Annotated in this window: 16 protein-coding genes and 1 tRNA gene; 9 read left to right on the top strand and 8 right to left on the bottom strand. The window is 67.5% G+C overall.

Going from position 1 to position 15,033, the window contains the following annotated elements:
- Window positions 1–13 precede the first annotated feature (13 nt).
- The 4 genes from flgG to BW949_RS05285 are packed head-to-tail and all read left to right on the top strand — an operon-like array spanning window position 14 to window position 2,505.
- On the top strand, window positions 14–799 hold the full coding sequence (gene flgG / locus BW949_RS05300) for a flagellar basal-body rod protein FlgG (RefSeq protein ID WP_076363908.1): 786 nt from the start codon (window positions 14–16) through the stop codon (window positions 797–799).
- A complete protein-coding gene (gene flgA / locus BW949_RS05295; RefSeq protein WP_076363907.1) occupies window positions 799–1,236 on the top strand; it encodes a flagellar basal body P-ring formation chaperone FlgA in 438 nt (145 codons plus the stop codon). The genes flgG and flgA overlap by 1 nt, the downstream gene beginning before the upstream one ends.
- Window positions 1,237–1,266: 30 nt before the next feature.
- Window positions 1,267–1,995, top strand: coding sequence for a flagellar basal body L-ring protein FlgH (gene flgH, locus BW949_RS05290; protein ID WP_076364795.1), 729 nt, complete (start codon window positions 1,267–1,269; stop codon window positions 1,993–1,995).
- 12 nt (window positions 1,996–2,007) lie between these two features.
- On the top strand, window positions 2,008–2,505 hold the full coding sequence (locus BW949_RS05285; protein ID WP_076363906.1) for a flagellar basal body-associated FliL family protein: 498 nt from the start codon (window positions 2,008–2,010) through the stop codon (window positions 2,503–2,505).
- Between the two features lie 212 nt (window positions 2,506–2,717).
- Here the strand turns inward: BW949_RS05285 and BW949_RS05280 are convergent, their stop codons facing one another.
- The 6 genes from BW949_RS05280 to BW949_RS05255 form a co-directional block, all read right to left on the bottom strand.
- Window positions 2,718–3,107: a hypothetical protein gene (locus BW949_RS05280; RefSeq protein ID WP_076363905.1), complete on the bottom strand. Its 390-nt coding sequence runs from the start codon at window positions 3,105–3,107 to the stop codon at window positions 2,718–2,720.
- On the bottom strand, window positions 3,104–4,198 hold the full coding sequence (gene flhB / locus BW949_RS05275) for a flagellar type III secretion system protein FlhB (RefSeq protein WP_076363904.1): 1,095 nt from the start codon (window positions 4,196–4,198) through the stop codon (window positions 3,104–3,106). Before flhB ends, BW949_RS05280 begins: the two co-directional genes overlap by 4 nt.
- The gene (locus BW949_RS05270; RefSeq protein WP_076363903.1) at window positions 4,195–4,974 is read right to left on the bottom strand and encodes a flagellar biosynthetic protein FliR; all 780 of its coding nucleotides are present in this window, start codon (window positions 4,972–4,974) and stop codon (window positions 4,195–4,197) included. Before BW949_RS05270 ends, flhB begins: the two co-directional genes overlap by 4 nt.
- Entirely contained in the window at window positions 4,971–7,058 is a 2,088-nt protein-coding gene (gene flhA / locus BW949_RS05265; RefSeq protein WP_076363902.1) for a flagellar biosynthesis protein FlhA, read from the bottom strand. Before flhA ends, BW949_RS05270 begins: the two co-directional genes overlap by 4 nt.
- 4 nt (window positions 7,059–7,062) lie before the next feature.
- Entirely contained in the window at window positions 7,063–7,881 is an 819-nt protein-coding gene (locus BW949_RS05260) for a transglycosylase SLT domain-containing protein (RefSeq protein ID WP_083947594.1), read from the bottom strand.
- A 179-nt stretch (window positions 7,882–8,060) separates the two neighbouring features.
- The gene (locus BW949_RS05255; protein WP_076363901.1) at window positions 8,061–9,239 is read right to left on the bottom strand and encodes an ammonium transporter; all 1,179 of its coding nucleotides are present in this window, start codon (window positions 9,237–9,239) and stop codon (window positions 8,061–8,063) included.
- Between the two features lie 306 nt (window positions 9,240–9,545).
- On the opposite strand from BW949_RS05255, the gene sseA reads away from it, so the two are divergent.
- The 5 genes from sseA to BW949_RS05230 all read left to right on the top strand — a co-directional run bounded on the left by sseA (window position 9,546) and on the right by BW949_RS05230 (window position 13,195).
- A complete protein-coding gene (gene sseA, locus BW949_RS05250; RefSeq protein WP_076363900.1) occupies window positions 9,546–10,409 on the top strand; it encodes a 3-mercaptopyruvate sulfurtransferase in 864 nt (287 codons plus the stop codon).
- Complete coding sequence (locus BW949_RS05245; protein WP_076363899.1) at window positions 10,409–11,593, top strand: amino acid aminotransferase; 1,185 nt, start codon at window positions 10,409–10,411, stop codon at window positions 11,591–11,593. The genes sseA and BW949_RS05245 overlap by 1 nt, the downstream gene beginning before the upstream one ends.
- Before the next feature lie 43 nt (window positions 11,594–11,636).
- Window positions 11,637–11,724 (top strand) — tRNA-Ser (locus BW949_RS05240).
- A 228-nt stretch (window positions 11,725–11,952) separates the two neighbouring features.
- Complete coding sequence (locus BW949_RS05235) at window positions 11,953–12,297, top strand: Abi family protein (RefSeq protein WP_076363898.1); 345 nt, start codon at window positions 11,953–11,955, stop codon at window positions 12,295–12,297.
- 130 nt (window positions 12,298–12,427) lie between these two features.
- Window positions 12,428–13,195, top strand: coding sequence for a S1 family peptidase (locus tag BW949_RS05230; protein ID WP_097177001.1), 768 nt, complete (start codon window positions 12,428–12,430; stop codon window positions 13,193–13,195).
- Here BW949_RS05230 and BW949_RS05225 read toward each other — a convergent pair.
- Window positions 13,141–14,151, bottom strand: coding sequence for an ArsJ-associated glyceraldehyde-3-phosphate dehydrogenase (locus tag BW949_RS05225; RefSeq protein ID WP_076363896.1), 1,011 nt, complete (start codon window positions 14,149–14,151; stop codon window positions 13,141–13,143). The genes BW949_RS05230 and BW949_RS05225 overlap by 55 nt on opposite strands.
- The gene (locus BW949_RS05220) at window positions 14,148–15,002 is read right to left on the bottom strand and encodes an arsenate reductase/protein-tyrosine-phosphatase family protein (protein ID WP_076363895.1); all 855 of its coding nucleotides are present in this window, start codon (window positions 15,000–15,002) and stop codon (window positions 14,148–14,150) included. Before BW949_RS05220 ends, BW949_RS05225 begins: the two co-directional genes overlap by 4 nt.
- Window positions 15,003–15,033 lie beyond the last annotated feature (31 nt).

Raw genomic sequence — 15,033 nt, 5'->3', positions numbered from 1 at the left:
AGGAGCCTGATCCATGCGTGCCTTGCAGATCGCCGCCACCGGCATGAGCGCCCAGCAGACGCGGGTCGAGGTGATTTCGAACAACCTCGCCAACATGTCCACCACCGGCTACAACCCGCGGCGGGCCGAATTCGCCGACCTGCATTACCAGCAGATGACCCGCCCCGGCACCGTGACCGCCAATGACGGCACCATCGTGCCCACCGGCGTGCAGCTGGGCCTGGGCGTGCGGCCGGCGGCCATTTCGGTGAACCTGTCGCAGGGGTCGCTGACGCAGACCGGCGGCGATCTCGATATCGCCATCGACGGGTATGGATACCTCGAGGTCACGCTGCCCTCGGGCGAATCGGCCTATACCCGCGACGGGTCGCTGAAACGCTCGGCCGATGGTCAGATCGTCACCTCGGACGGCTTCGCGCTCGCGCCCGGCATCACCATCCCCGATGACGCGACCGCGGTCGCCATCAATGCCTCGGGCGAGGTCTACGCCTATTTCACCAACCAGACCCAGCCCCAGCTTCTGGGGCAGATCACGCTGGCCGGTTTCACCAACGAAAAGGGCCTCGAGGCGATGGGCTCGAACCTCTTCCGCGAGACCTCGGCCTCGGGCGCGCCCAACATCACCACCCCCGGCCAGGACGGGCTGGGCACGCTGCGCCAGGGCTATCTGGAGGAAAGCTCTGTCGATGCGGTGCGCGAGATCACCGAGCTGATCAAGGCCCAGCGCGGCTATGAACTGAACGCCAAGGTCATCACCGCCGCCGACCAGATGCTTGGCGCAACCACGCAGGTGCGCTGATGCCAGGCCGTGAATTCCTTGCCCTGATCGTTCTCTTTTCGCTGCTGGCGAGCGCGGGTCATGCCGACATCCTGATCGCCGCGGGCAATCTGCGCGCGCAATCGGTGATCTCGCCCTCGGATATCGCTGTCGTCGACGGCGACATGCCGGGGGCCCTGACCCGCCCCGAGGAGGCCATCGGCCTCGAGACCCGCGTCACCATCTACGCCGGCCGGCCGATCCGCACCGCCGACGTCGGCCCCGCCGCGATCATCGCGCGCAATCAGATCGTCTCGCTCAACTATCGCCGCGGGCCGCTGTCCATCACCGCCGAAGGCCGCGCGCTCGATCGTGCTGCCCCCGGCGACTATGTGCGGGTGATGAACCTCGCCTCGCGCACCACCATCACCGCGCGCGTTGAACCCGACGGCACGCTTATCGTCAATCCCGGCCCCTGAGGCGCCGGCACCAGCCTGTTCGAGGACATGATGCGCAGAACGCTGCTGATCCTTTCCATGATCCCCATCGCCGCCTGTGGCCGGCTCGAGGATGTGGGCCGCGCGCCCGCCCTGACCCCGGTCGAGCGGTCGAACGAATATTTCGCCATGACCTCGGCCGCGCTGCCCACCAGCCTGTCCACCAGCACCGACCCCACCGGCGGCTCGTCGTTGTGGTCGGGCGGGCGCAGCTCGCTTCTGGGGGACCGGCGCGCCAGCGAACGCGGCGACATCCTGACCGTGGTCATCGAGATCGACGAAAAGGCCGAGATCTCGAATTCGACCGGCCGCTCGCGCTCGGGCAGCGATTCGATGGGGATCCCGCAATTCCTGGGCATTCCCCAGCGCCTGGACCCCCGCCTGCCCGAAGGTGCCAGCATGGCCGATGCGGTCTCGACCAGCTCGAACTCCAGCTATCAGGGCGACGGCTCGGTCTCGCGCAAGGAAAAGATGACCCTGCGCGTTGCCGCGACCATCACCGAACGTCTGCCCAACGGCGTGCTGCGCATCGAGGGCAAGCAGGAGGTCCGCGTGAACTACGAGGTGCGCGAGCTGATCGTCTCGGGCTTCGTGCGGCCCGGCGACATCAGCCGCCAGAACGAGATCACCTATGACAAGATCGCCGGGGCGCGCATCTCCTATGGCGGCCGCGGTCAGATCACCGATGTCCAGCAGCCCCGCTACGGACAACAGATCGCCGACATCATCCTGCCCTTCTGAGGAAACGCCCCCATGCGCAAGCTCATCCCGATCATCCTGGCCGTCATCGGCCTGGGCGCCGGTATCGGCGCGGGCCTCATGCTGCGTCCCCCGCCCAAGGAGGAAGCCGCGCTCGAGCCCTGCGGCCCGGCCGAACAGCCCGCCGAACATGCCGAGGAAACCCCGCCCGAGGAAACCGAACCCCAGTTCGAATACGTGAAGCTCAACAACCAGTTTATCGTGCCGGTCGTCGAAGGCGGCGGCATCAATTCGCTGGTCATCCTGTCGCTGAGCCTCGAGGTCAAGCCGGGCGCCACCGAACAGGTCTTCCGAATGGAACCCAAGCTGCGCGACAGCTTCCTGCAAGTTCTGTTCAACCACGCCAATTCGGGCGGCTTCCGCGGCGCCTTCACCGAATCCGAGAACATGTCGGTCCTGCGCCGCGCGCTTCTCGAGACCGCCCAGAAGCTGATGGGCAACACGGTCTCGGATGTGCTGATCCCCGATATCGTGCGCCAGGACACGCCCTGACCCCCGCCCCAATCTGGAGTCTTGAAACGCCCCGTGGCCCCGGCCGCGGGGCGTTTTCGCATGAGGGGGGCGCACACCGCCTGGCGCCTCCAATCCCCCCCCCCCGCCCGCGCAAGGGACGCGAAAGCGTCGGCGCAGGGCCGGGGGGACTGGCGGATTGGAGGCAAGGGAAAGGGGGCACGGGCGGGCCTGAGGTCGGCCCCGGCCCGGCCTCAGGCCGAACGTTCGTTCTGACGGGCGGCGCGTTCGCGCGCCACGCGCGCTTCGGCGGCCTTCTTCATCTTGGCCAGGACATCGGCCCGGCCCAGCGCCCGCACGGCCTGGGCACGCAGCGATTCCTTGAGCGCCAGCGCGCGTTCGCGTTCCTGCTCGATCTCGGCGCGGCTGCGATCCGACCAGCTCTCGAAGGCGGCCAGGCGGCGGGCAAAGGCCATGTCGCCCTCGACCGCCTCGGCGCGGGCCTGACGCAGGTCGTTTTCCAGCCGGCGCGCCTGGGCATCGAGCCCGGCCAGCCGGCGCGAGGATTGCGCCAGCGCGGCCAGCTCCACATCCTTTTTCATCTCGGCCAGGCGGCGCAGCCGATCCAGTTCGCGCGGTGTCATCTGGCCCCTCTTTCCTTGGCGCGGCGGCGCATCTTCTCGGCAAAGCGGATGGCGGCGGCCACGGGCTTGTAATGTTCGGGCTCGATCTCCTGGCCGATCTCGACCGAGGCATAGAGCGCGCGCGCCGTGGGCGGGTCGGACCGCAGCGGGATGCCGTGCTCGCTGGCCTTCTCGCGGATGCGCGCGGCGATCTCGTCGACCCCCTTGGCCACGCAGACCGGCGCCCGGCCCGAGCCGCGCTGCCATTGCAGCGCCACGGCATAGTGTGTCGGGTTGACGATGACCACATCGGCCTTCTTCACATCGGCCAGCATCTGGTTGGTGGCGATTTCGACGGCCCGCTGGCGGCGCTGGCTCTTGAGATGGGGGTCGCCCTCGGATTGCTTGAACTCGTCCATCAGCTCCTTGCGGCTCATGCGGTTGCGGCGCAGGAATTCGGCGCGCTGCCACAGATAGTCGATCGCGCCCATGACGGCGGCGAAGATGAAGACGATGAACAGGAATTCGAGGATCAGCTTCGACAGGACGATCATCACCTGCTGCGGCTCGAGCGCCTGGGTCATCAGAACCCGCGGCGCCCGGCTCATCAGGAACCAGGCCAGGATCGCCGCGATGATGAGCAGCTTGACGAAGGATTTGGCGAATTCGAACAGGCCGGAGCGACCGAACTTCTGCTTGGCGTTGCTGATCGGATTGACGCGCGACAGCTTGGGCTTGAGCTTCTCGGGGGCGAAGACGATGGCGCGTTGGGCCACCAGCGACAGGATCACCAGCACCAGCGGCAGCACGAACCACACGCCGATGCCCACCAGAACCTTGCCGATCAAGCCGCCCGAAAGCGCCGACCCATCAGCCAGGAACAGATGCGACAGCCGGTCGGATTGGTCCAGCACGACCATCAGGGTCGAGCCGAATTCGCGCAGGCTGGCCGCACCCAGCCCCAGCGCAGCAATCAGAAGCCCCCCATACGAGGCCGCCACGTTGATGTCGTTGGACTTGACAAGCTCGCCCTTCTTTCGGGCTTCCTGGAGCTTTCGCTCTGTTGGCTCGTGTTCCTTGGATTCGTCGTCGTCGTCGCCGCCTTCACTCATGGGATCACCCTGAACGGATCGGACAGGATCGCCTGGAACGCGCCCTGCCAGATGGCCAATGCGGTGGGCAGCGCCAGCATCAACAGGACCAGACCGCCGAAGGTCAGCGCCGGCGCACCGACGAAGGCCACCATCAGCTGCGGCATGGCGCGGTTGATGGCGCCCAGCGCGATGTTGTAGATCAGCCCGCCCACGACGAAGGGCGCGGCCAGCGAAAACGCCAGTCGGAAGGCATGGACGATCCCCGAAAGGCCCCATTCACGGATGGCCTCGGCCGCGGGGAACTGGCCGGGCGGCATCACGTCATAGGTGCCGATCAGCACCTGCGCCACGGCCACATGCAGCCCCATCATCACCGCCAGCGCCAGCCCGCCCATGGTCAGGATATGCCCGACCGCCGGCTGCGGCTCGGCGGTGGTGCCGCCGAAGATCTGCGACAGCGAAGTCGATTGCGCCGCGATCATGCCGGTGATCTGGAGCGCCAGAACCATCAGGCGCAGAAACGCGCCCAGCGCCACGCCGATGATCGGTTCCGTCACCACGAAGAGGCCGATCACCGTGCCCTTGTCGACCAGCGGCGCCACGACCGGCGCCACCGCGGGCAGGATGATCAGGGTGAAGGCCACGGTCAGCACCAGCCGCACCCGCACCGAGATCATCGTCTCGCCGAAGGCGGGCAGCAGCGCCATGGCGCCGCCCACCCGCAGGAACACGATGTAGCCGGTCAGAAGCGCGGTCACCGTCAGGTCCAGCAATTCGGCAAGGGTCGTGGTCACGCCGGCACCATCCCCACCAGAGCCGGGCGCGCATCCAGCCCGATTTCCTCGAAGCTGAGCACCGGCGCCGAGATCCCCTTGGCGCCCAGCACCGTGCGCACGAAGCGGCGGCGGCGGGCCGAGGTGACAACCCCCGGATAGATGCCGTTCTCGCTGACGCGTGCCAGTTTCTCGGCCACGTTGACGGCCAGGCGGTTGAACTTGTCGGGCGGCAGGGCGACATCGCCATAGCCCTTGCTGTCGTCCAGCTGATAGGCGGCAAAGGTCTCTTCCCATTCGGGTGCCAGTTGCAGGAGCGGGATCGTGCCATCGTCGCGGCGCAGTTCGGCAACCAGCTGGAAGCCCAGGCGCTGGCGGACGTGCTCGCAGATCGCCTCGGGGCTGTTCAGCCCGCGCACTTCGGCGATGGCCTCGAGGATCAGCGGCAGGTTGCGGATCGAGACGCGCTCCTCGAGCAGAAGACGCAGCACCGACAGCAGAAGGTCGACCGGCACCTTGTCGGGGATCAGCTCGTCGAGCAGGCGGCGGTTGGCATCGGCGCGCGCGGGGTCCGAGACATTGACCACCTCGTCCAGCAGCCGGCGCAGCGCGCGCAGCGACAAAAGCCGCGAGAAGTTGCGCTTGATGACCTCGAGAAGGTGGGTCGCCAGCACCTCGGTCGGGCCGACGACGGTCGAGCCCGCCAGCGCGGCCTCTTCCTGTTCGGCCTGCGACACCCAGCGGGCAGGCGCGCCATAGACGGGTTCGCGAACATCCTCGCCCGCGGGCAGGAATTCGCGATTGTCGGCCAGAAGCGCCAGCACCTTTTCGGGGTGCAGCGTGTCGCGGGCCTGCTCGACCCCCTGGATACGGATGCGGTAGCTGCCCGGCTCCAGCCCGCCGTCGTCGGTCAGGCGGATCTCGGGCAGGATCAGCCCATAGCCCTGCGCCACATGGTTGCGCATGTTGGTCACGCGCGCCTCGAGGCCGGTCGCCGGGTCAAGCACCATCGCCACGAGGTTGGGCGCGAATTCGACGTGGATCTCGTCGAGATCGAGCACATCGCCCAGCGAGCGGTGCTTGGCCGGGGCTTCGGGGGCGGGCATCTGCGCGGCCTTCTTCGCGGCCTCCTGACGCGCGGTCCGATCGACGAAATAGGCCGCCGTGCCCAGCGCCAGCGCACCGGCGATGAAGGGCGCGAAGGGCAGCCCCGGCACGAAGGCAAACAGCGCCATCAGCACCGCCACCGTGACCAGCGCCGGGGGATATTTGCCCAGCTGCTGGAACAGCGCGATATCGGCCGCGCCCTTGGCCCCCCCGCGCGACAGCAAAAGCGCCGAGGCGATCGAGATGATGACCGCCGGGATCTGGCTGACAAGGCCGTCGCCCACGGTCAGGATGGCATAGGTTTCCAGCGCCTGGCCGATCGGCATGCCATGCATGCTGACGCCGATGACAAGGCCCATGACCAGGTTCAGCAGCGTGATGAGAAGGCCCGCGACCGCATCGCCCTTGACGAATTTCGACGCACCGTCAAGCGAGCCGAAGAAGGTTGTCTCGGCCTGTTCGCGCTCGCGCCGCGACTTGGCCTCGGCGTGGTCGATGGCGCCGGCGTTCATGTCGGCGTCGATGGCCAGCTGCTTGCCGGGCATGGCGTCAAGGGCGAAGCGCGCGCCAACCTCGGCCATCCGGCCCGCGCCCTTGGTGATGACGATGAAGTTCACGATCAGGATGACGCCGAACACCACCAGACCGATCAGCACCGACCCGCCCATGATGAAGTTTGCAAAGCCCTGGATGACGTCGCCGGCGGCATTGGTGCCGGTGTGACCCTGCCCGATGATCAGCTTGGTCGAGGACACGTTGAGCGACAGCCGCAGCATCAGCGAGGCCAGCAGCACCGTCGGGAAGGCCGAGAAATCGAGCGGCCGCTCGATGAACAGCGTCACCGTGAAGATCAGGATCGCCAGCGCGAACGAGGCCGCCAGGCCGATGTCCAGCACCCAGGACGGCATCGGCAGGATCATCATGACGATCACCGCCATCAGCGCAAGCGCCAGAAGGACGGTGGGGCGGAACAGCGAATTGAGCGTCATCGGAGGCATGGGATCACTCCACCGCGGTCTGGGAATAACCGGCCAGCGGACGCGCCGCACGGCCCAGGGGCACCAGCGAGCCGGTCGAGCGATTGCCGCCGGTGCGCAGGAGCGGGAAGGTATTCACCCGTGGCTCGGGCGGGGGCGCTGCGCGCGGCGCGTTGCGGCTGCGCTGGGCCTCGGCCTGGGCCAGGACGATATCGGGAATGGTGGGAATGGCGTCCTGACGGGCGCGCATCACCGGATCGGTCGGCAGGCGCGGGGTCCGCGGGGCGCCGTCCTCGGCCACGAAGCGGTTGCGCAACTGCTCGAACCGCGCGGCATAGCGGTTGGCATGTTTGGGCGTGCGCGAATGATACGCCCCCGCCGCCTTGGTCCACGAGCCCGTCTCGGCATAGAGATCGCGCAGGAACCGCCCGGCATAGAGCGCATTCTTCAGCGGGTCGAACATCTCGTCGATCGACGAAAATTCGTGACCGTGCCATTTGAAATTGATCTGGAAACAGCCGACGTCGAAGCTGCGCGCGCCGCGCTTGTATTCCTTGTAGACATAGGCGCGGGCGTCGTCTTCGGTGTCAAACCAGACGCCCTTGCCTTCCATGTTGACGGTCCAGGGCCAGGGCCGGAAGGCGCCGTTATGGCGCCGCCCCGTCTCGGTAAGGGAGATCGCCTTGAGAACGGAGACCGGAACCCCGGTTTGGGCCGAGGCCATCTCGGCGACGCGTTCGCAGATTGCCGGAAGATCGGGTGCGGCCCGCGCGGCAGCCGGGAGCAACAGCGGCCCCGCGAGAGCCAGCAACACAAGCAGACGGACAAGACCGAGTCGAGCCATGGGATTCTTCCCTTCATCACGGCGATTGTCGCCGGTAGTGCCCGCAACCTACGGCCAGGTTCGTTGACATTTGGTAACCAGAGCCCGGCCGATTTTCCGAAAACGCCGCTCGTTAACGAAAAAAGGGGGCCCGCAAATCGCGCGGCCCCCTTGATCTGGAAGGATTTTCTCGGCCCCGATCAGGACACGATGTCATAGGCGCGTTCACCATGCGCCGAGAGGTCAAGCCCGTTGGTCTCCGACTCGGCATCGACGCGCAGGGGCAGCAGCAGGGCAACGCCGCGCGCGATGATCCAGCTCAGCACCAGCGTATAGACCCCCACGATGGCCAGCGCGCCCAGTTGCGCGATCCAGGCCCCCGCGCCGAAAAGCGCGATCATGATCGTGCCGAAGATGCCGCCCACACCATGCACGGCAAAGACATCAAGCGTGTCGTCGATGCCGACGCGGTTGCGGATCAGGTTCACCGCCTCCTGACACAGGATGCCGGCCACGGTGCCGATGGCCAGCGCCTCGATCGGGCCGACAAAGCCCGAGGCCGGCGTGATCGAAGCCAGCCCGGCGATCGTGCCGGTGACCAGCCCCACCAGCGAGGCGCGGCCGTATTTCACGCGCTCCCATGCCGCCCAGGACAGCGAAGCCGCCGCCGCCGACAGATGAGTGACCGTGATCGCCATGGCAGCCCCGCCATCCGCGGCCAGCTGCGAGCCGCCGTTGAAGCCGAACCAGCCGACCCAGAGCATGCCCGCCCCCATCGCCACCATGCCGGGGCTGTGGGGCGGGGTGTGGCGGTTCTGGCGCGGGCCCAGCATCGCCGCCAACAGCAGCGCAGCCAGCCCGGCGGTTTCATGCACCACGATCCCGCCGGCGAAATCGCGCGTGCCGATGGCGCCGAAGATGCCATCATCGGCCAGCATCCCGCCGCCCCAGATCCAATGCGTCACCGGCGCATAGACCAGAAGCATCCACAGCCCCGAGAAGGCCAGCACGAAGCCGAAGCCCACGCGTTCGACATAGGCGCCAACGATCAGCGCGGGGGTGATGATGGCGAAGGTCATCTGGAAGGCGAAGAACAGCACCTCGGGCAGGCTGCCCCACAGGTTGTCGGGGCCCACGCCCGCCAGAAAGGCCTTGCCCAGCCCACCCCAGAACGGCCCGGCCTCGCCGAAGGCGATGGAATAGCCCAGCGCGAACCACAGCACGCTCATCAGGGCGGCGATCGAGAAGACATGCATGTAGACCGACAGCACGTTGCGCGCCCGAACCAGCCCGCCATAGAACAGCGCCAGCCCCGGCAGCGACATGAACAGCACCAGCGCCGTTGCCACCATGATCCATGCGGTATCTGCCGCGTTCATCCCCTTGTCCCCCGCTTGTCATTTTTCACGCGGCGCCGGCAATCGCAGGAATGTTCGGGAAGGAAAGCGGCAAATGCACAAGGCCGCGCCCAAAGGCTGGGCATTTTGCAAAGTGCCGTAATTCGCGGCGTCGCGTCGCCGCGAATGCGCGCAATGCGGGCGGCGCGCGAATTCCGAGGCCGCGCGCCGTGCCCCGGACATGTCGCCCGCCCCCTGTGCCACAAGGGCCATCCGGCGCCCGATCCTCTTGCGAGGGGGGCCAAGCGACGGTATGGAAGGCCGATGCAGTCAAGGGGGCCCCAGGCGATGGACGATCCGAAAACGCTTGTCTCGACCGACTGGCTCGAGGCGCATCTCAAGGACCCCGACCTGCGCATTCTCGATGCGTCGTGGTTCCTGCCGACAATGGCCCGCGATCCCCGTGCCGAATATGCCGAAGCCCATATTCCGGGCGCGCGCTTCTTCGACATCGACGAGATCTCGGACAACCGCTCGAGCCTGCCGCACATGGCCCCCCCGCCCGAGAAATTCATCTCGCGCATGCGGGCGATGGGCGTGGGCGACGGCCATCAGGTCGTGGTCTATGACAGCATGGGCATCTTCTCGGCGCCGCGCGTCTGGTGGACCTTCCGTCTGATGGGCAAGACCGACATCGCCGTGCTGGACGGCGGGCTGAAGAAATGGCGCGCCGAGGGCCGCGAGGTCGAGGATCTGCCCCCCGTCACCCGCGACCGCCACATCACCGTGCAACGCCAGGCGCATCTGATCAAGGACGTGACCCAGGTCGCCGCCGCCTCGAAGCTGGGCGACTGGGAGATCATCGACGCGCGCGCGCCCGGCCGCTTTGCCGGCGTCGAGCCCGAACCCCGCCCCGGCCTGCGCATGGGCCATGTCCCCGGCGCCCGGAACGTGCATTTCGCCACCCTGATGAACGCCGACGGCACGATGAAATCCCCCGAGGAGCTGCGCGCGATCTTCGAAGCCGCGGGGGTCGATTTAACCAAACCCGCGATCTGCACCTGTGGCTCGGGCGTCAATGCCGCCATTCTGGCGCTGGCGCTCGAACGGATCGGGCACCGCAATCACGCCGTCTATGATGGCGCCTGGGCCGAATGGGGCATGTTCAACGACCTGCCCGTCGCTACTCTCAAGACCGAAAAGGGCGCATGATGCTCAACACCCTCAAACCCCAGCCCGCGGACAAGATCCTGGCCCTGATGGGGCAGTTCCGGGCCGACCCGCGCGAGACCAAGATCGACCTCGGCGTGGGCGTCTACAAGGATGCCACCGGCCACACGCCGGTGATGCGCGCGGTCAAGGACGCCGAGCGCCGGCTGTGGGAGACCGAGACCACCAAGACCTATACCGCGCTGGCGGGCGAGCCGGCCTATCACGCCGCCATGGCCGGGCTGATCCTGGGCGACGGGCTGCCGGTCGACCGGGTCGCGGCGCTGGCCACGGTGGGCGGCACCGGTGCGGTGCGTCAGGGGCTTGAGCTGATCCGCATGGCCAACCCCGACGCCACCATCTGGGTGTCCGATCCGACCTGGCCCAACCACCTGACGATCCTGTCCTATCTGGGCATGAAGACGCGCCCCTACCGCTATTTCGACACCGAAACCCGCAGCGTCGACATCGCCGGCATGATGGCCGACCTGAGCCAGATCCAGCCCGGCGACGTGGTGCTGGTGCATGGCTGCTGCCACAACCCGACGGGCGCGAACCTGACGCTGACCGACTGGGCCGCGCTGGCTGCGCTCCTCGAGGAAAAGGGCGCCATGCCGCTCGTCGATCTGGCCTATCAGGGCTTCGGCGACGGGCTTGACGCGGATGCCGCGGGCACGCGCCTGCTGGCCGCGCGCCTGCCGCAGATGCTGATCGCGGCGTCGTGCTCGAAGAACTTCGGGATCTACCGCGAGCGCACCGGCATCCTGCTGGCGCTGACCCCCGATGCCGCGACGCGCGACCTGGCGCAGGGCACGATGGCCTATCTCAACCGGCAGAACTATTCCTTCGCGCCCGATCACGGCGCGCGGCTGGTGACGATGGTGCTGACCGATGCGGGGCTGCGCGCCGATTGGGAGGCCGAGCTCGAGGAGGTGCGCACCGGCATGCTGGCCCTGCGCGAGCAACTGGCCGCCGAGCTGCGCCAGCTGACCAACTCGGACCGCTTCGACTTCATCGCCCGGCACCGGGGCATGTTCTCGCGTCTGGGCGCCACGCCCGGCCAGGTCGAGAAGATGCGCGACGATCACGCCATCTACATGGTGGGCGACTCGCGGTTGAACATCGCCGGGCTGAACGCGACCACCGTCCCGATCCTGGCCCGCGCCATCGTCGACGCCGGCGTCTGACCCCTGCGGCCGGGCGGCACCCCCGCCCGGTCCCGCATACCCCGGATGAGTGGCCGAGTGGTTTAAGGCACTGGTCTTGAAAACCAGCGAACCGAAAGGTTCCGTGGGTTCGAATCCCACCTCATCCGCCATATACCCCGACAAATGCCTGAAATCATTGAACTTCGCATGTTGATCGCAGGCGATACCCACAACATTCCCAACATGTGATCTGCGCTTGCTCCGAGGCGCGGCAGAGGGCGCCTGTTCCTTCGGTCCGAATTTTTCTTCTGTTCCACCCGACGATTTCAGGGCCGGTGCCTATTTTCCTAGCGTGGGTGGCATCGATGGTCGGTGCCCGACATTTAGGATACAGGAAGATGAAACACGCCAATCCCGACGAAACCTATCTGAAAGCCGATCAACTGAGCCATGTGCGCAACATCTGCGCCCATCACAGCCGGCTGTGGAACCGCCGCTTCACCATCAAGATGAGCGTGCCGAAATTCCCGGCGCGTCTTGCCGTTGCGATGAAGGGGGCGGACGACCGCAACCTGCACAACATGCTGGTGATGCTGGATCACCTGATCGATGTGATCGCCCCCGACAGCGGCTGGCGCAGGCGGCTGGTCGATCTGATCGCAGGCGCCGAGGTGGCGAAACCGGTGGCGATGGGGTTCCCGGCGGACTGGCAGGGGCGGGCGATGTGGAAGGTGGGGAAATGAGGCTCATTGCACCGATAGCGGCAATCCGCCGTCGCCCGAGCGTCGACGCCGCCCACCAGATCGCCGAGCCGGTGCAGGAGGTGGGGGCGTAAGATCGTTGCGTTTGAACGGCGCGCTCTATTCCGGCGTCATGGCGTTTCTGGACGGGGTGGATGCCGCGCGCGCCAGGGACACCGGCACCCAGAGCCCGCCCCCCTCTCGGTCCGCGCCCTCGGGCACCGGCGGCGGCGCGACCGGCACCGGCTTTGCCGTCACCCCCGACGGGATGATCCTGACCAACAACCATGTTGCCGGGGAATGCCGCAGCCTGACCGTGGACGGCGCCCCCGCGGCGCTGATCGCGGCAGACGCCGATCTGGACCTGGCGCTGGTGCAGATGACGGGCGCCACGGGCCTGTCCAGCGCCGCCTTCTCGCCCCGCCCCGCGGCGCTGAACGCCGATGTGACGGTGGCGGGCTATCCGTTGGCGGGGCTTCTGGGCGGGTTGAACATCACCCGCGGATCGGTCACCGGCATGAAGGGGCTGGGCGGCGACATGCGCCAGATGCAGATCTCGGCGCCGGTCCAGCCCGGCAATTCCGGCGGCCCTGTGGTCGATGCCGAAGGCCATGTGATCGGGGTCGTGGTCTCGAAACTTGACGCGCAATTCATCCAGAACGAGATCGGCGACATCCCCCAGAACGTCAATTTCGCCATCCGCGGCGAGATCGCCAAGCTGTTCCTGTCGCAAAACGGCGTCGCGCCGCAGATCGGCGCGACGGGCAGCCCGCCCCCCCCCCCCCGAGGAACTGGGCCGCCGTCTGGCCGCGATCACGCATCAGGTGACCTGCAACTGAGCGCGTCTCAGCCCGCCCGTGCCGCCGCCATGCGGACGATATCGGCCAGCCGGCAGGCATAGCCCCATTCGTTGTCATACCAGGCATAGACCTTCACCTGGGTGCCGCCCGTGACCATGGTCGAGGGGCCGTCGATGATCGCCGAGCGCGGGTCGTTGGTGAAGTCGCTCGACACCAGCGGCCGTGTCTCGAAGCCCAGGATCCCGCGCAGCGGCCCTTCGGCGGCGGCGGCGAACAGGACGTTGACCTCCTCGGCCGTGGTCGGGCGCTCCACCTCGAAGACGCAATCGGTCAGCGAGGCATTGAGCAGGGGCACCCGCACCGCATGCCCGTTCAGCCGTCCCGCAAGTTCGGGATAGATCAGCGCGATCGCGGTGGCCGAGCCGGTGGTGGTGGGGATCAGGTTCATCAGCGCCGAGCGCGCGCGACGCATGTCGCGGGCGGGGCGGTCGACGATGGTCTGGGTGTTGGTCACGTCATGAAGCGTGGTGATCGACCCGTGGCGGATGCCCAGGCCCTCGTGGAGAACCTTGACCACCGGCGCCAGGCAATTGGTCGTGCAGGACGCCGCCGTCAGCAACCGCTGGCTGCCGTCGTAAAGCGCGTGATTGATCCCATAGACCAGGTTCAGCGCGCCGCCATCCTTGACCGGGGCGCTGACCACGACCGTCTTCACGCCGGCGGCGAAATAGGGCGCAAGCGCCGCGCCGGTGCGAAAGGCGCCGGTGCAGTCGATCACCAGATCGACCCCCATCTCGGCCAGCGGCAGCGCGTCCAGCGCGCGCTCGCACGTCAGCCGGATCTGGCGCCCGCCCAGGACAAGCCCGCCTTCGGCCGCAGCGACCGGGGTCGGCCAGCGGCCATGCACGCTGTCGAATTCCATCAGCAGCGCATGCTGCGCGGGATCGCCCTCGGCGTCGTTCAGAAGGACGATCTCGCCCCCCGCGCCGGTGTCGATCAGATCGCGCAGCACCAGCTTGCCGATGCGGCCCAGCCCGTTGACGGCGATGCGGGTCATGCGCGGTCCCCTTCTTCTGCGGGGATGTCGTCGCCCAGGGCATCGACACGCGCTTGCAGCGACATCCGGTCCAGGCTGGCGAAGGGCAGTTCGACAAAGGCCGCGATCCGGCGGTGCATCGCGCCATAGGTCCGGGCAAAGACCAGCGCCTTTTCGGCGTCGGTGCCGGTGGCCTTCACCGGGTCGGGCAGGCCCCAATGCCCGGTGATCGGCTGGCCCGGCCAGGGCGGGCATTCCTCGGCCGCGGCGGTGTCGCAGACGGTGAAGACGAAATCCATCACCGGGGCATCGGGGGTCTGGAATTCGGCGATATCCTTCGCGCGCAGCGGCGCGGTGTCATGGCCGTTGCGCGCCAGCACCTCGAGCGCGAAGGGATTGGGGCCGCGCCCCGGCCGCACCCCGGCGGAAAAGGCGCGAAACCGCCCCCGCCCGAGATCGCGCAACAGCGCCTCGGCGAACAGGGACCGGGCGGAATTGCCCGAGCAGATGAAGAGCACGTTCCACGTTCTGTCGTTCATGGCGGGGGTCTCCCTTTCCGGTCTGTGAAGCGCGCCCAGAAGGTCGGGCCGCGCCCGCCCCACATCGAGCGCCAGATAGCCGATCAGCCCCTGGGCCGCGGCCAGATTCACCGAATAGAACAGCGACCGCCCCTGCCGTTCGACGCCCACCAGCCCCGCCGCCACCAGATCCGACAGGTGATGCGACAGCGTGTTGGGCCGCAGACCCAGCGCCGCGGCCATCTCGGTGGGGCGCACGCCGCGCGGGGCAAAGCGCATCAGCAGCCGGAAGACGGCCAGACGGTCGCGGTGGCCAAGGGTGGCAAAGGCATGGGCGGCATCATTCTGTTCCATAATTCCTGAATACTGGAATTATGAAGCCGGT

This window comes from Phaeovulum vinaykumarii, assembly GCF_900156695.1.
Classification (GTDB): Bacteria; Pseudomonadota; Alphaproteobacteria; order Rhodobacterales; family Rhodobacteraceae; genus Bieblia_A; species Bieblia_A vinaykumarii.
The sequence above is the reverse complement of the archived record's forward strand: the minus strand, read 5'-3'. Positions and strand labels throughout refer to the sequence as shown.